14 protein-coding genes are annotated in these 15,869 nt (G+C 59.6%); 4 read left to right on the plus strand and 10 right to left on the minus strand.

Annotation, left to right across the window (positions count from 1 at the left end):
• Positions 1 to 11 precede the first annotated feature (11 nt).
• The 8 genes from QMN23_RS18575 to ttcA form a co-directional block, all read right to left on the minus strand.
• Positions 12 to 488, minus strand: coding sequence for a HyaD/HybD family hydrogenase maturation endopeptidase (locus tag QMN23_RS18575; protein WP_282003943.1), 477 nt, complete (start codon positions 486 to 488; stop codon positions 12 to 14).
• A 4-nt stretch (positions 489 to 492) separates the two neighbouring features.
• Positions 493 to 1,155, minus strand: coding sequence for a Ni/Fe-hydrogenase, b-type cytochrome subunit (cybH, locus tag QMN23_RS18580; RefSeq protein WP_282000825.1), 663 nt, complete (start codon positions 1,153 to 1,155; stop codon positions 493 to 495).
• 12 nt (positions 1,156 to 1,167) lie between these two features.
• Entirely contained in the window at positions 1,168 to 2,868 is a 1,701-nt protein-coding gene (locus tag QMN23_RS18585; protein WP_282000826.1) for a nickel-dependent hydrogenase large subunit, read from the minus strand.
• Between the two features lie 3 nt (positions 2,869 to 2,871).
• Positions 2,872 to 3,981 (minus strand): hydrogenase small subunit, encoded by a 1,110-nt coding sequence (locus tag QMN23_RS18590; protein ID WP_282000827.1) that lies wholly within the window; start codon positions 3,979 to 3,981, stop codon positions 2,872 to 2,874.
• Between the two features lie 250 nt (positions 3,982 to 4,231).
• A complete protein-coding gene (locus QMN23_RS18595) occupies positions 4,232 to 4,954 on the minus strand; it encodes a ComF family protein (protein WP_282000828.1) in 723 nt (240 codons plus the stop codon).
• 3 nt (positions 4,955 to 4,957) lie between these two features.
• Positions 4,958 to 5,611, minus strand: coding sequence for a lactate utilization protein (locus QMN23_RS18600; RefSeq protein ID WP_282000829.1), 654 nt, complete (start codon positions 5,609 to 5,611; stop codon positions 4,958 to 4,960).
• An 88-nt stretch (positions 5,612 to 5,699) separates the two neighbouring features.
• Positions 5,700 to 6,677, minus strand: coding sequence for a 4Fe-4S binding protein (locus QMN23_RS18605; RefSeq protein WP_282000830.1), 978 nt, complete (start codon positions 6,675 to 6,677; stop codon positions 5,700 to 5,702).
• 226 nt (positions 6,678 to 6,903) lie between these two features.
• Positions 6,904 to 7,677: a tRNA 2-thiocytidine(32) synthetase TtcA gene (ttcA, locus tag QMN23_RS18610; protein ID WP_282000831.1), complete on the minus strand. Its 774-nt coding sequence runs from the start codon at positions 7,675 to 7,677 to the stop codon at positions 6,904 to 6,906.
• A 171-nt stretch (positions 7,678 to 7,848) separates the two neighbouring features.
• On the opposite strand from ttcA, the gene priA reads away from it, so the two are divergent.
• The 4 genes from priA to QMN23_RS18630 all read left to right on the plus strand — a co-directional run bounded on the left by priA (position 7,849) and on the right by QMN23_RS18630 (position 12,440).
• The gene (gene priA, locus QMN23_RS18615; RefSeq protein WP_282000832.1) at positions 7,849 to 10,134 is read left to right on the plus strand and encodes a replication restart helicase PriA; all 2,286 of its coding nucleotides are present in this window, start codon (positions 7,849 to 7,851) and stop codon (positions 10,132 to 10,134) included.
• Positions 10,135 to 10,216: 82 nt separating this feature from the next.
• Positions 10,217 to 10,720 (plus strand): peptide deformylase, encoded by a 504-nt coding sequence (gene def / locus QMN23_RS18620; protein ID WP_282000833.1) that lies wholly within the window; start codon positions 10,217 to 10,219, stop codon positions 10,718 to 10,720.
• A 9-nt stretch (positions 10,721 to 10,729) separates the two neighbouring features.
• Complete coding sequence (gene fmt, locus QMN23_RS18625; protein WP_282000834.1) at positions 10,730 to 11,689, plus strand: methionyl-tRNA formyltransferase; 960 nt, start codon at positions 10,730 to 10,732, stop codon at positions 11,687 to 11,689.
• Positions 11,682 to 12,440, plus strand: coding sequence for a DUF116 domain-containing protein (locus QMN23_RS18630; RefSeq protein ID WP_282000835.1), 759 nt, complete (start codon positions 11,682 to 11,684; stop codon positions 12,438 to 12,440). Before fmt ends, QMN23_RS18630 begins: the two co-directional genes overlap by 8 nt.
• Before the next feature lie 360 nt (positions 12,441 to 12,800).
• Here the strand turns inward: QMN23_RS18630 and QMN23_RS18635 are convergent, their stop codons facing one another.
• The gene (locus tag QMN23_RS18635; protein ID WP_282000836.1) at positions 12,801 to 14,258 is read right to left on the minus strand and encodes an NADH-quinone oxidoreductase subunit N; all 1,458 of its coding nucleotides are present in this window, start codon (positions 14,256 to 14,258) and stop codon (positions 12,801 to 12,803) included.
• Positions 14,259 to 14,290: 32 nt separating this feature from the next.
• Positions 14,291 to 15,856, minus strand: a complete 1,566-nt coding sequence (locus tag QMN23_RS18640; RefSeq protein ID WP_282000837.1) for an NADH-quinone oxidoreductase subunit M — start codon at positions 15,854 to 15,856, stop codon at positions 14,291 to 14,293.
• Positions 15,857 to 15,869: the final 13 nt, after the last annotated feature.

Consider the following 15,869-nt stretch of genomic DNA (forward strand, 5'->3'; position numbering starts at 1 on the left):
GAGATGACTGGTTAGCGCGTTGCCGGATGAGCACCCCAGGCTGCCAGCTCGTCGAGACTCTTCGCCACCAGGAAATCGAGCTGCGCCGCCACCGGCGCCGACAGCTCCATGCCGACCTCGATGTTCGCCGGCTGCACCCCCCAGAGAATCATCTCCTCCGGGCAGTTCCCCTGCAGCTCGGCCACCGCCAGGAGATCCTGCAACCCCATCTGGTGCGGCGACAGCTTGGTCTTGAGCGCCACCGGCAGCTCGTCGCCCACCAGCCGGACGGTGGTCCCCGGCGGCCCGCCGGTCTCCAGCGCATCGATCACCAGCAGCCGGGTCACCCCCTCGAAGCGGGGAAGCAGGTCGAGGCCGAGGGTGCCGCCGTCCAGCACCGTCACCCCGGCGGGGAAACGGAACTCCTGTTGCAGCCGTTGCGCCACCCGCACTCCGACGCCATCGTCGGACATGATCAGATTGCCTATGCCGAGAACCAGGATTGCCAGGGTGTCACTCCTTGGGCATCGCCTTATAGCCGCTGAACATGCTCGAAATCACCCCGCACCGCTCCTTGATGTCCATCAGCCAGGCACTGTAGACATGATGGATGGCGAAGGCGATCAGCAGCCACATCACCAGGTGGTGGGTGAGCCGCAGCCCCTGGTCGCTGAACAGCGCGTAGAGCGGTGTGGCGAGGAGATGCATCACCCCGCCGGGGGCATGCTCGGCGTAGAGGGCGAAGCCGCTGCCGATCATCACCAGGTAGAGGAGAAAGACCATCGAGTAGGCCATCCCGGCCAGGGCGTTATGTCCCGGCGGATGGGGGACTTTCCTGGTGAGAAAGGTGTAGAACTTGAACGTCGCCCAGGCATTCTGCCGTCCCTCCCGGCTGAGCAGCGGGAAGAACTCCCGCCACCGGGCATAGCGGTTACCGACGAAGGCCCAGTAGATCCGGCTGGCGACGCTGACGGCAAAAATGAAGCCGGTGGTGAAATGGACAAACCGCACCCACCCCATGACATAATCCGCCGGGGTGAGACCGAGGCTCTTGGGGGAGCCGATGTAGTAGCCGGTCACCGACAGGATGATGATGGCGAGGAAGTTCACCCAGTGGCTGACCCGGACCGGGATTTCCCAGACGTACTTTTCAGCGAGACAGCTCTGCCGTGCCATGCTTCACCCCCCTCAGAGAACCTGGACCCTGACCAGTTCGCCGCCCGCCGGGTCGACAACGTGGACGGCGCAGGCCAGGCACGGGTCGAAGGAATGAATGGTGCGGAGGATCTCCAGCGGCTTGGCCGGATCGGCAATCGGCGTCCCGAGCAGCGCCGCTTCGTAAGGGCCGCGCTGGCCCCGCTCGTCCCGCGGCGAGGCATTCCAGGTCGAAGGGACCACCGCCTGATAATTCTCGATCTGCTGTTCGCGGATCCTGATCCAGTGCCCGAGGGAGCCGCGGGGGGCATTGTGCCAGCCGTAACCCGCCGCCTCGCGGGGCCAGGTGGCGGGATCCCAGCGCTCGTTGTTGTGGATGGTCAGATCACCGCCACCGATGTTGGCCACCAGTTGATTGAGCCAGTTGGGAAGCTCGCGGGCCACCAGCAGGGTTTCGATGCCGCGGGCAGCGGTCCGCCCGAGGGTGGAGAAGAGCGCCTCGGGACCGACCCCGAGTTTCTGCAGTACCATGTCGACCGCCCCCTTCGCCCCCGGATGACCGGCGGCGTAAGCGACGAGGACCGTCGCCAGCGGGCCGGTCTCCAGCGGGATTCCATCATAGCGGGGCGACTTGACCCACGAGTACTTCTGGTCGGTGTCGAGCAGGTCGTAAGGCGGTTTCGGGCCGGTGTACTTTGCCTCGGTCTGCTCATCCCACGGATGAACACCCTTGGCCCCCCCTTCGTACCAGGAGTGGGCCACCGATTCGGTGACTTTCCGTTGATCGAGCGGATAAACGCGGGAGAGATCCCGGTTGAGGATGATCCCCTGGGGAAGCCAGAGCCGCTCCGGCTTGCCGCTGTTGTCGGCGGGATATTCGCCACAGCAGAGATAGTTGCCGACCCCGCCGCCGATCCCGGCCCATTCCTTGTAGAACGAGGCGACCGCCAGCAGGTCGGGAATGTAGACTTTTTCGACGAAGGTCTTGGCCTTCTTCAGCAGCTCGCCGATCTCGGCAATCTTGTCGACATTGAGGGCGTTTTGGGAATTGGGATCGACCGGAATCGCCATCCCGCCGACCAGGAAGGTCTGGGGATGGGGATTCTTGCTGCCGAGAATCGCATGGATCTTGATGATTTCCCGCTGCCAGTCGAGAGCTTCCAGATAGTGGGCGGTAGCCATCAGGTTCGCCTCCGGGGGGAGCCGGTAGGCCGGATGCCCCCAGTAGGCGTTGCCGAAGGGGCCGAGGCGGCCCTTGGCAACAAAGGCGGCCAGCCGCTCCTGGACCCCCTTGAAATAGGTGGGAGAATTGAGCGGCCAGTCGGAGAGCGAGGCCGCCAGCGCCGCCGTCTTGGCCGGATCGGCCTTCAGGCCGGAGGTGATATCGACCCAGTCGAGGGCGTGGAGGTGGTAGAAATGGATCACATGGTCCTGGACCGCCTGGACACCGATGATCAGGTTGCGGATCAGTTCGGCGTTCAACGGCACCTTGATGCCGAGGGCGTTCTCCACTGCCCGGATCGAGGCGATGGAATGGACCGTGGTACAGACGCCGCAGAACCGCTGGGTGAAGAACCAGGCATCGCGCGGATCCCGTCCCCGGAGAATCTTCTCGATCCCCCGGAACATGGTGCTCGAACTCCAGGCATCCTTGATGCTGCCGCCGTTGACCTCCGCCTGGATGCGGAGGTGCCCTTCGATGCGGGTAATCGGATCAACGACAATTTTCGCCATGGCCTACTCCTCCTTTTTCCCTGCGGATTCGTCATCATGCCGGAAGGCGCTCACCACCCCGTGGGCGGCAAAGGCCGCCGCAGTCGCCGCGGCGACGCCGAGGCCGATCTTGTCGGCGGTCGTCTCGATGCCGAAACCGGGGACATTGGGGAGTCGCCGGTAGAAGGGGGTCATCGAATCCCAGAAGTACGGCTCGGAGCAGCCGGCGCAGCCATGGCCGGCCCCCACCGGCCAGCTGGTCCGTTCGTTGTAGCGCTGGATGCTGCAGTTATGGAAGGTCTCCGGCCCCTTGCACCCCATCTTGTACAGACAGTACCCCTTGCGGTGCGCCTCGTCCCCCCACTGCTCCACATACTGGCCGGCATCAAAATGGGGCCGGCGCTCGCAGTTGTCGTGGATCCGCTTGCCGTAGGCGAAGAGTGGCCGCCCTTTGCCGTCGACCACCGGCAGTTTGCCGAAGGTGATGAAATAGACGATGGTGGCAACCAGATTGTCGGTATTGAGAGGACAGCCGGGAAGGTTGATGACCGTTGCATTCGGCACCGCCTCCTTGACGCCGACCGCACCGGTCGGATTGGGGGCGGCGGCCGGGATGCCGCCGTAGGAGGCACAGGTACCGACGGCGATGGTGGCCAGCGCCCCGCCGCAGACCTCGCGGACGATATCCACCGCCGCCTTGCCGCCGACACAGCAGTAGACGCCGCCATCCTTGAGCGGAATCCCCCCCTCGACCACAGCGATGTATTTGCCGTTACGCGCCTTCATCGTCTGCAGGCGAGCATCCTCGGCCTGGTGGCCGGCGGCAGCCATGATGGTTTCATGATAATCGACGGAGAGAACATCGAGGACAATCTCGGCTACCGTCGGGTTGGCCGCCCGGAGAAAGGCCTCCGAATCGCCGGTGCACCCCTGGAACTCCAGCCAGATCACCGACGGCCGGTTGTCGCTCTCCAGCGCCGCGGCGATCCGCGGCACGAACGACGCCGGCAGGGCCAGGGCGGCCGTCATGGCCGTACAGAACTTCAGGAAGTCACGGCGCGAGATTCCCCGCTCCTCCCACAAATCGGGGCCGGTCACCGGCCCCACTTCCAGACCATCACGCTTCTTCGCCATATCGGTTCCTCCTTGGGCAAGTGAGGGAGAGCGGGCCTGCTTGCGGCGATGCGTCCCGGGTCGGAATACCCGGCACGGGATAAAACGGCATTTACCAACAAGTCTTACCAATTCTCATGATTTGTCAAGAGGAGGAACGGATCAACGGGCTGGAAGCGATGCGAAATCATACTGGCGATCGACAACGATATAAAACATTATTCTACAGATGCCGGCAGTCGCGGCCGCCACACCAGGAGAGGCGGCACCCTCAGGGCGCCGACGTCCGGGCAACGGTGACCGCCACCACCTCGGCGGCCCCCGCCCGGCGCAACTCCCGGGCGCACTCCGCCAGTGTGCTGCCGGTCGTGTACACGTCGTCGACCAAAAGGATCTTCTTGCCGGCGATGCGGTCCGGCGCGGCCACGGTAAAAGCCCCGCAGACATTTTCCCGCCGCTCGCCGGCACTGAGCCCGACCTGTGGGGTGGTCGGCCGCTGTCGGCGCAGAGTATCGCGCAGCAGCGGCACCCCCCAGGTGGCGGCCAGCACCTCGCCGACTAGGATTGCCTGATTGAACCCCCGCTCCCGCAGGCGGCGCGGATGGAGCGGCACCGGCACCATCAGTTCCGGGCCAGCCGTCTGGACGAAGGGGGCCAGCGTTTCCCCGGCCAACAGGGCAAGCGGTCGGCGCAGGTGCACCTTGTGGCCATACTTGAAGCGGTGCACCAGCTGCTGGACCGGCCCGGCAAGCAGGACAGCACTCCGGGCGGCGGTGAAGGGCGGAGGTGTAGTCTGGCACGCTCCGCAGCGGTGGTCAATTCCCTCCTCGGTGGCAAAGGGAACTCCGCAGGTGACGCAGCAGGGGGAGGAGATGAAGCGGACGTCCCGGTGACAGGCGGGGCAGAGGTGCAACGGCCCCGCCGCCGGGATGAAGGATTTGCAGACATGGCAGAGGGGCGGGAAGAGGATATCGAGAAACGCCCGGAGGATCACCGCCTAGAACCCCAGGTCCTCGTTCACCACCAGCACCCGGAGGTCGGTGAGCCGGGGTTTGCGGTCGATCACCGTGGTGATCCGGCAGATTCGGTCGGGGGCGTTGCAGTCGGCACAGAAGCCGGTGCTGCCGCAGGGCGTCTGGTAGTTGAGCCGGCGGGCGTTCGGGGGCGATGCCCACTCCTTGACCCGGCGGATCGCCGTCTCGAGATCGCCGTCCACCAGCTTGTTCCGCCCGGCGACGACGATCACCTCTTTCGGGCCGAAGAGCATCGAACCGACCCGGTTGCCAGTGGCATCAATATTGACCAGCCAGCCGGAAAGGGTCAGGGCGTTGGTACCGGTCAGGAACAGGTCGCAGGTGAGCTGGCGGCGCATGATTGCCAGCCGCTCCTCCGGGGTCAGCCCGGGGCGGCCGTGGATCAGGAGCTCCTTCCCCTCGCCCTGCAGCCGCTCCGCCACCTGGAGATCGGCGATCGACATGGAACCGCCGAAGCCGACCGATTGGGCAGGCGCTGCTTCGTTGACGATATAATCGAAGGCCTCCTGGCGGTTGGCGCAGTAGCAGGCGGTGAAGCCGTTTTTCTCCAGCGCCGCGACCGCCGTGCGACATTTCTGTTCATAGGACCAAGCCGCCAGTTCGCTTGTCAGTGACATCTGCATTCTCCTTATTCCTTAGTGTGTAGTGGTGTGCAGCCGGCACATGGGGGAGGGTGTCCCCCCGGCCGATTCTTGCGCCGGTGCCTCAGTCGCCAAGCAGCCGGACGTATTCGCTGAGCGGGATCGCCGTCCGCCAATGGCCGGTGATCTTGCCGATCACGGTACCACCCCAGAACAGCCCAACCACCAGCATGGCGAAGACGATCCCGCTCACGGCGATCTTTCGGCCGGGCAGCTTCATCTCCAGGGCGCCGGCTGCCCGGCAGTGACTGACGCAGCGCCAGCAGCCGATGCACTCCTCGGAATGGACCCGCTCCTTGGCCATCACCGGGATGTAGGCGGGGCAGACCTGGGTGCAGAGGCCGCAGGAGACGCAGGCGGCCCGTTCCCGGGTCACCTTAAGCGGCGAAACGAGCGCGACGAGCCCGAGCAGCGCTCCGTACGGGCAGAGGTAACGGCAGAAGGGGTTGCGCACCGGCAGGGAGAGGATCACCAGGACGATGATGATCGCCAGCGGCACCCCCGAAAGGCCGAGGAAGAAGTCGAGCAGCCGAACGTCGGCGATCTTGTTATAGTCGGAGTTGACGAAGCCGGAGACCGCGGCCGGCGGCATAACCCAGAGGATCGAAGAGAGAAAGAAGAGAAGCAGCAGGTACTTTATCCCCCGCAGCACCCGGTCAAGCCAGAGCGGCGGGCGAACATTGCGCCGCAGGACGACGAAGCCCCGTTTCCAGAGCAACTCGGAAAGAGTGCCGACCGGGCAGATCCAGGAGCAGAATGAGCGTTTCAGCAGTAACGACACCGCCACTACCGTCAGCAGGATCACCACGGCGGCCGGATGAACCGGGTTGATGGTGCCGTTGACCAGCCAGTCTTTCACACCCAGCAGACCGGAGATCGGCAGGAAGCCCTCAACACCGTCCGGACGGGGCGCGAGACCGGCCAGGTCACCGGCGCGGACCGCCTGGACGAAGAGGTAAAGCCGGGCGCCCAGGTAGAGCATGAATAGCAGAAAAATCCACTGGATAGCGATCCGCAACGGCTGTACGTAGCGACTGTTCACGTGCACTCCCTTGTCCGGGCGGGATAGAGGCTGCTACTAAGCGACATATTCTGTCACAACCTTGCGTTATCCTCACCATATCATTATCGGGAGGATACTATGGAACCGTTGGTTGTCTTTGGTGCCGGTCTCGTAATTTACTGTAGCTATCTCAGCTGGGTCGACCTGCGGCGAGGCCGAACCGAGCCGGCCGTCTGCCGGAGCAAGTCCCCGGCAAAGCGTACCGTCAGGGCACGGCACAAACCTGCTGCAACTCCCGGTCGAGGAGATGGCGCGGCTGCACGTTGGCCAGTGCCCGCAGGAGGCTCCGCTTGACCGACGGGTTCTCCCTCTCCAGTTCGGCGAGGAGCTTTTTCATCCGCTGCCGCTGCAGATCCGCCGTCCCGCAGACCGGGCAACAACAGCAGACCACCGGAAAGCCGCTCTGTTGGGCAAAGGGGATGATCTCCTGTTCCTCCACATAGACGAGCGGCCTGATGACCACCGTCGCGCCGTTGTCGGCGAGCATCCGTGGCGCCATCGCTTTCAGCGAACCGACGTAGAACTGGTTGAGCAGCAGGGTTTCGATGAAATCGTCGAGATGGTGGCCGAGCGCCAGCTTGTTGCAGCCGAACTGCTGAGCGAGGGTATAGAGTACGCCGCGCTTGAGCCGGGCACAGATCGAACAGTAGGAGGAACCGGGGCGGCGTTTTTCCGTGATGATCTCAAAGTGATTGGTCTTTTCCACGTGATAGGGGACGCCGGTTGCCTGTAAATGCGCGGCAATGATGTCCGCCCGGAACCCCGGGTAGCCGGAATCGATGGTCAGCGCCAGCAGTTCATATTTGACCGGCGCCCGGCGGCGCAGTGCTTCGAGCATCTGGAGCAGGGTATAGGAATCCTTCCCCCCCGAGACCGCCACAGCAATCCGGTCCCCCTCCTCGATCAGGTTGAAATCGGCGATCGCCCGGCCGACCCCGTTCTTGATTCTTTTGTACAGCCTCTCTTCAACCGCCGTCATGCAACCCTCACCTGGTAACTAATTTTTTCAGGGTACTTTAACTGGACGATTGAAGTCAAGAATGGCCTTTACGGTTTTCCCGGCAGCGCCCCCCTGCCGTTCTCCTTGTCCCGCCCCCCTCTCTGCTGCTATGATAGAGGCAGTCGCTTTCCCGTCAAAGCGGTCTTCTCAATGAAATGCCGGTTGAACGGCGCCGAGGCCATGAGCAACCCCCTTTCCATCATAATTGAAGTCGCCGTCCCCCTGCCGCTGGACAGCACCTTCCACTACCGGGTGCCGGCATCCCTCGCCCGGCAGGCCGAACTCGGCCGACGCGTGCTGGTCCCTTTCGGCAAGCGGAAGGTGACCGCCTATGTCCTTGGCCACGCAGCGACCAGCGAACATCAACTCGTCGATATCCTCGACGTGCTTGACGAACAGCCGCTCTTTACCCCGCAGGAGCTGAAATTCTACCGCTGGGCAGCAGCGTATTACCTGCATCCCTTGGGCGAAATCCTTAAAGCGGCCTTGCCGGCAGGCATTAACCAGCAAAGCGGCAGAAAGGGTGCTGCCGTGACGCCCGGCACTGCGCCAGCCGAGCTTCTGACCGGCGGCCAGCGCATCAAGACCGAGACGGTCTATCGCCTCACCCCCGGGGCAACCGTCGAGCGATCTCCGCGCGGCAAGGCTGCTTTGCTCCTCGACCATTTCCGCACCGGCGGCGAATATTCCGCGACCGAGTTGCGCCGATTGTTCGCCGACTGCACCGCGCCGTTGCGTCGTTTGGCTGAGCTGGGTCTGGTACACTCCCGCCAGCGCGAAGTATACCGGGACCCATTCAAGGATGTGATCTTCGACCGAGACGCTCCCCTTCCCCTCAATCCCGAGCAATCGGCGGCTTTGCACCAGATCAGCGACGCCATGGCGGCTGGACGCTTCCAGCCGTTCTTGCTGTTCGGGGTTACCGGCAGCGGCAAGACCGAGGTGTACCTGCAGGCAATCGCCCAGCTGCTGCCACTCGGCAAGACCGCACTCGTATTGGTCCCGGAGATCGCTCTCACTCCCCAGCTGGTCAACCGATTCAAGCGCCGTTTCGACTGCGGAATAGCCGTGTTGCACAGCGGCTTGTCCACCGGCGAGCGTTACGATGAATGGCGCCGGATCAGGCGCGGCGAGGTATCGATCGTCATTGGTGCCCGTTCGGCGATCTTTGCGCCCCTCGAACGACTCGGCATCATTGTCGTTGATGAAGAACACGAGGGGTCCTACAAACAGAACGAGGGATTCCGCTACAATGCCCGGGACCTGGCGCTCGTCCGGGGCAAGATGGCCCACGCCTGTGTCGTCCTCGGCTCGGCCACGCCCCAGGTGACAACCTGGCACGCGGCACATGCCGGCCAGGTAACCGTCTTGCCACTCCCGCACCGGGTTAATGGCCAACCGCTCCCCCGGGCTGAAATCATCGACATGCGGCAACGCCGCGGGGAATTGATCATGCCACCGCTCGCTGCCGCCCTGACCGACAACCTCGCGGCGGGCGGCCAATCCCTCCTCTTCCTCAACCGCCGGGGATTCGCCACTTGGCTTACCTGTGCCGAGTGCGGGCAGGTTCTTCGCTGTCCTAACTGCGCCGTGACGCTGACCTACCATCAGCGCCGCAACCGCCATTGCTGCCATTACTGCGATTACTCGATCCCGGCGCCGTCGGTCTGTCCCGCTTGCAACGGTCCGGTCACTCATTTCGGCATCGGCACCGAACAGGTTGAGGCCCGACTGCGCGAGCTGTTCCCTGCCGCACGGATCGACCGGATGGACCGCGATACGACGTCCGGCAAGGGGAGCCATTCACGGATTCTCCAACGCGTTGCCGAACGGCAGACCGACATCCTGATCGGCACCCAGATGGTGGCAAAAGGCCACGACTTCCCCGGCATCACCCTTGTCGGGATACTGTCTGTCGAGTCAACACTCAATATTCCCGATTTCCGGAGTGCCGAACGGACATTTCAACTGATTACCCAGCTTATGGGACGGGCCGGCCGCGGCTCGGAGCCGGGGAAAGTAATGGTGCAGAGCCTAAACCCCGAGCACTACGCTCTCACCTTCAGCTGCGGGAGTGAGATCGACGGTTTTTACCGGTGCGAGGTGGATTTTCGCCGGGAGGCCGGTTACCCCCCCTTTGCGTTTCTGGCGGCACTCTACCTGACTGGAACTGCCGGCGAGGCTGTCGAGCGGGAAGCACGGCTGGCCGCTGATAAATTGTTGGCGGTCCGCCGCCGGGCCGGCACCCGCTTGGAGATACTCGGTCCGGCTCCCGCCCCCTTGGCCAAGCTGCGCGGGCGATTCCGCTGGCAGATTCTCCTGAAATCCCGTAACCGGACCGAACTGCATCATCTGCTGGTCGACTTCCGCTCGGCCTATCTTGCCCCGGCAGGGATTCGTCTGCAGATCGACGTCGACCCGGCAGACCTCATGTAACCCTGCTCTTTCAGTATTGATTTGATTTTTTCAGGGCAAATTTATATATTCATGAGATGATCTATTGATAAAGGTGTGCGTAATGATCCGCAAGATCCTCGCCTATCCCGACCCGATATTGAAAAGAAAGTCCGCCCCGGTGGCAATTATCAGTGACGCCATCAAGGAGTTGGTGCGCGACATGGCCGAAACCATGTATGAGGCCCAAGGCGTCGGTTTGGCTGCTCCTCAGGTCGGCGTGAACCAGCGACTGGTCGTGATTGATGTCTCACAACGCGACGACCGTCCTGAGCTGATCGTGGCGATCAACCCGTTGATCGTCCATGCCGAGGGGGACAGTTACGAGGAAGAAGGGTGCCTGTCCATCCCCAAGTATGCGGCAAATGTCCATCGTCACGCCCAGGTTGTCGTCAGGGCGCTCAACCTCGCCGGCGAAGAAATTACCTACCATGCCGACGGGTTGCTGGCGATCGCCTTTCAGCACGAAATCGACCACCTCGATGGCATTCTTTTCGTTGACCATCTTTCCCCCCTCAAAAAGGAAATCTTCAAAAAGAAGTACCGCCGTCAGACTGAAGAAGGTTAAGGAGATACCATGCCCGGACTGCGCATCATCTTCATGGGGACCCCTGACTTTGCCTGCCCGACCCTGCAGAAGCTCATCGAGCGTGGTGAACGCGTAATCACTGTGGTCACCCAGCCCGATCGCCCCAAGGGTCGCGGGCAGAAGCTTCTCCCTCCGCCGGTAAAGGTTCTTGCCGAACAGCACGGGGTCCCGGTACTCCAGCCGGTAAAGGTGCGCAATCCGGATGTTATTGAGCAAATTCGGGAGCTGGGCCCCGACTTGATTGTCGTCGTGGCCTTCGGCCAGATTTTGCCCCAGGCGCTCCTGGACATCCCCCGGCTCGGCTGTATCAACATTCACGCTTCGCTGTTGCCCCGTTATCGTGGCGCAGCCCCCATCAACTGGTGCCTGATCAACGGCGAAACGGAGACCGGCATTACCACCATGCTCATGGATGCCGGACTCGATACCGGTGATATGCTGGTCAAGCGCCAGCTGGCCATTACTCCAGACGAAGACGCCCAAGCGCTCCATGATCGCCTTTCACAGCTCGGTGCCGAAACGATTGACGAGACCCTGAACCAACTCCAGGCCGGTACGCTGCAGCGCCAGAAGCAGGATGATACACAATCCTGCTATGCCCCCTTGCTGAAGAAGGACAACGGCTTGATCGATTGGACCAAGTCCTCTCTGCAGATCAAAAACCTTGTCCGGGGGATGACTCCCTGGCCCGGAGCATTTACCTACCTGCACGGGCAGCTAGTGAAGATTTTTCAAGTTGATGTGGCTGCAGAATCGGGGCCGGCCGGAACCATTCTGAGTGTCGGCCCGGCCGGAATTGTAGTCGGCTGTGGCACCAATGAAAGCGTGCTGGTCAGGGAATTGCAGCTCGAAGGGCGGAAACGCCTGAAGGTTGCCGACTTCCTTGCTGGCTACAAAATTAGTGTCGGCGACACTTTTTCCGCTATCACCAGGACCGGCGATGCCTGACCGTCAACCGCAAAAACGCCTTTTCATCGCCCTGATGGGGCTAACCTGCCTGATTATTGTCGGGGTCATCTATTTACTCTGGTGGGTCCCGACCACCGGGCTTGCCAATATTCACCCCAAACTGCCGGGGTTGGTAGGCATCGTCTTCGGATCGCTTTCGGCCCTAGCGCTCCTTGGCACACTTGTACTGGTACTGACCACGGCGCTCGGCAAGGATATCCTTTTCACCCGTTTTCTTCGCGGCGTCGTGATCAAGTTCCTCCTCCCGGCCATCGAATTACTCGGCCGCTCACTCGGCATTTCCGTCGATACGATTCGCCAATCCTTTATCGCTATGAACAACAGCCTTGTCCTGTCTCAGCGTTATCGGGTAAAGCCGGATCGGATTCTGATCCTGCTTCCCCATTGTCTGCAGCTTTTCGACTGCGAGATCAAGGTAACCGGCAACATTAACAAATGTGTTCGTTGTGGCAGATGCGATATCAAAGGGCTTGCCGATCTGGCGCAGAAATATCAGATAGATATTTCCGTGGCAACTGGCGGAACGTTGGCGCGGAAGGTTATCATCGAAAAACGTCCCAAGCTTGTGCTGGCTGTTGCTTGCGAACGTGACCTCACCTCGGGCATCAAAGATTGCTATCCACTCCCGGTAATCGGCGTTCTTAACGACCGTCCTTTTGGGCCTTGCTTCAACACCAAAGTTGATGTCGAAAAGATCGACGAATCTCTGAAAATTATCATGACTCATTAATGCCTGCCGGCTACCACTGCTGGTTACCGGACAGCTTCTTTTGTCGTCGAAAATTCCCACCAGATTACTGCCAGGTTCCTTCGCAAATCACCAGACGACAGTCGCGCGCTAACAGTCTTACAAGCTAAGGCAATTACTTTGCCAGAAACCTCGGTTCACGTTCGCCAATGGCATGATACTGCGCGCACAGCCGCTGCCATCCCAACGGATATTCCTCTGCCAATATCCTGTCCGTAACTAGCCCTGGGCCTTGCTAAGCTGGCGGTTCTGGTTAAAGACGATTCCTTCGAGCATCTGAGTTAATAAAAAAAGGCCCTTTCTTTCGAAAGGGCCTTTTCTCCATATATGAACAGCTGATTCTTACAGCAATACCGCTTTTTGTGCAAGTTCGAGCAGGTACGAAGGAAGCACGCCCGGGATCAGCGCACCGGCCACCGAAACCAAAATGCAGAGCATAACGGCCGGAGAGGCCTTCATCCAGTCAAATTCTTCGACCGGATCTTTCATGTACATGTAAACCATCACCCGCAGGTAGTAGTAAACGGATGCAGCGCTATTCAGTACCCCGATAATGGCGAGCCAGATATAGCCTGCCTTGATAGCGCTGGAGAAGAGATAGAATTTCCCGATGAAACCGGCAGTCGGTGGCATCCCCGCCAAGGAGAAGAGAAATACCGACATCGCGAGCGCAAGTACCGGATGCTTAGTGGCAAATCCGGCGTAATCGCTTACGTTATTGTTTTCCTCGCCTTTTTTGCCCACCAAGATGATGATGGCAAACGCGCCAATGTTCATGAAGGTGTAGGACAGCATGTAAAAGAGAATACCCGCAGTCCCCTCAGCATTCCCGGCCGTAAAACCGACCAGCGCATAACCGGCGTGGGCAATCGACGAATATGCAAGCATCCGCTTGATATTGTTCTGATTGAGGGCGATGATATTGCCTATCGTCATCGTCAGGACCGCTAACACCCAAAGGAGGTCAGTCCAATCAGCCTTCAAGGAAGGGAAGGCTACGATCAGTACCCGAAGAAAGGCGGCAAAACCAGCAGCCTTCGGCCCGGCAGACATATAGGCAGTTATGGGGGTCGGAGCGCCTTCATACACATCGGGGGTCCACATGTGGAACGGGGCCGCAGCAATTTTGAACGAAAAGCCCGTAGCCATCAGCAACATCCCGATGTAAAACATCGGATTCGCGGCCACCGAAGTATTCTGGGCGATGAATTCAGCAATCTTTGCGATCCTTGTCGTTCCAGTTGCGCCATAAGTCAGAGCCATTCCATAAAGGAGAAAGCCGGTCGAAAATGCACCGAGAAGGAAATACTTAAGCCCAGCCTCATTCGACTTTACGTTAGCCCGGTTAAAGCCGGCCAGAACATAAAGAGAAACCGAAAGCACTTCCAAACCAAGGAAGATCGTCATCAGGTCCGTTCCGGAAGCCATCAACATCATCCCGGTAGTCGCAAACAGAATCAACGGATAGAGTTCACCAACGTTGCACTCTTCGCGCTTCATATAGTGGTCAGAGATCAATATGGTCAGCGTAGCCGAGAGTAGGAAGATCCCTTTAAAGAAAATCGCGAAATTGTCGAGTTGTACAGAGCTGCTAAAACCCTCCTGAGGAGGTGCTCCCCAGCCATTGAGCAATGTCAGCGCAGCAATGATGATGCCTCCGAGACTTAGGTACCCCAGATAGGCCTTCTGCTCGCTCGGCACAAATACATTAACGAGGAGCAACGCCATACCAAAGATCGAAAGAATCACCTCTGGCATGATCGGGGCGAAGTTAATGGCTGGAATTGCAATTGTTTCCATCTAATTTCCCTCCGGTGGCTATTCTGAGACGCTTACTTGGAATCTGCGGGTATCACCGCCGCTGCGGGACTTACCTGTGCAACCGGAAGCTGGGGAACTTCCGCTTTTGCGGTCTGCTGCTTCGATTTACAATGCACTATCAACTTCTCTAGAGAAGGACTCATCTTGTCGATAAAAGGAGTCGGGTAAACACCCATTACAAAGATCAGCACCAACAGGGGCAACATAATGACAATTTCACGGGCATTGAGATCAGTCAGGGTCTGGTTTTTCGGATTGGTCAGCTCGCCAAACATAACTCGTTGGAACATCCAGAGCATGTAGACAGCGGCGAGAATCACGCCGCTCGTTCCGATTACCGCATACCATCTGAGGCTGCTTTCAAACGAGCCGAGCAGGACAAGAAACTCTCCAACGAAACCATTGGTACCCGGCAAACCAATCGAAGAGAGTGTAACAATCATGAAGATTGTCGCAAAAATCGGCATCTGCTTGGCAAGCCCACCAAAGTCAGTGATCAAACGGGTATGACGCCGCTCGTAGATAAAGCCGACGATAAGGAACAGTGCGCCGGTAGACACACCATGATTCAGCATCTGCAGCATCCCACCGGACAGCCCCTGCTGGTTGAGAGCAAACACGCCAAGCATGACGTATCCCAAGTGAGCAACAGATGAGTACGCAACCAGTTTTTTGACGTCTTCCTGCACCATTGCTACCAATGCAGCGTAAATAATGCCGATTACCGACAACGTGGCAAAAAGAGGAGTAAAACGTGCTGTGGCATCGGGGAAGAGCGGCATGGCAAACCGAACAAAGCCGTAAGTTCCCATTTTCAGCAGCACAGCGGCGAGGATCACGGAACCGGCTGTCGGTGCTTCCGTATGAGCATCTGGCAACCAGGTATGCAGCGGAAACATCGGCACTTTAATTGCGAAGGCAAGTGCAAACGCAAGGAACATCCAGGTCTGTGTTGCGGGATCAAGAGAAACCTCATAGAACCTTAGGAGACTGAAATCACCACCGCCAGCTTTGAAGTACAGCGCGATCAGTGCAACCAACATCAGCATCGAACCGACCATGGTATAAATGAAGAACTTAACCGCAGCATAAATCTTGTTCTTGCCACCCCAAATACCGATGATGAAGTACATCGGGATCAACATGACTTCCCAGAAGATATAGAACAGGAAGAGATCAAGAGAGATAAACGCTCCCAACATCCCGACCTCAAGGAGAAGCAGACAGATCATGTATTCCTTGACCTTCTCCTCAACCGCTGTCCAGGTTGAAAGGATTGCAATCGGCATGATGAAGGTGGTCAGAATCACAAGCCAGAGGCTAATCCCGTCGATACCGACATGGTAATTCATCTGGAAGGGGCCGACAGAGATCCAGGGCACCTTTTCCACGAACTGGAACTCGGCGTTGGACTGAAAGCCGGTGACCAGGGGGAGCGATACGACAAAGGTTGCCAGGGATACTACAAGAGCAATAACCCGGTGCAGTGAGTAGCTCTTCTTATTGACGAAGAAGAGCAGAATGACCCCCATGAGAGGAAGAAAGGTCATCACGCTGATTAACGGAAACTGGCTCATGAATTCTGCTCCT

The sequence above is a fragment of the Geotalea uraniireducens genome, assembly GCF_027943965.1.
GTDB classification, from domain to species: domain Bacteria; phylum Desulfobacterota; class Desulfuromonadia; order Geobacterales; family Geobacteraceae; genus Geobacter; species Geobacter uraniireducens.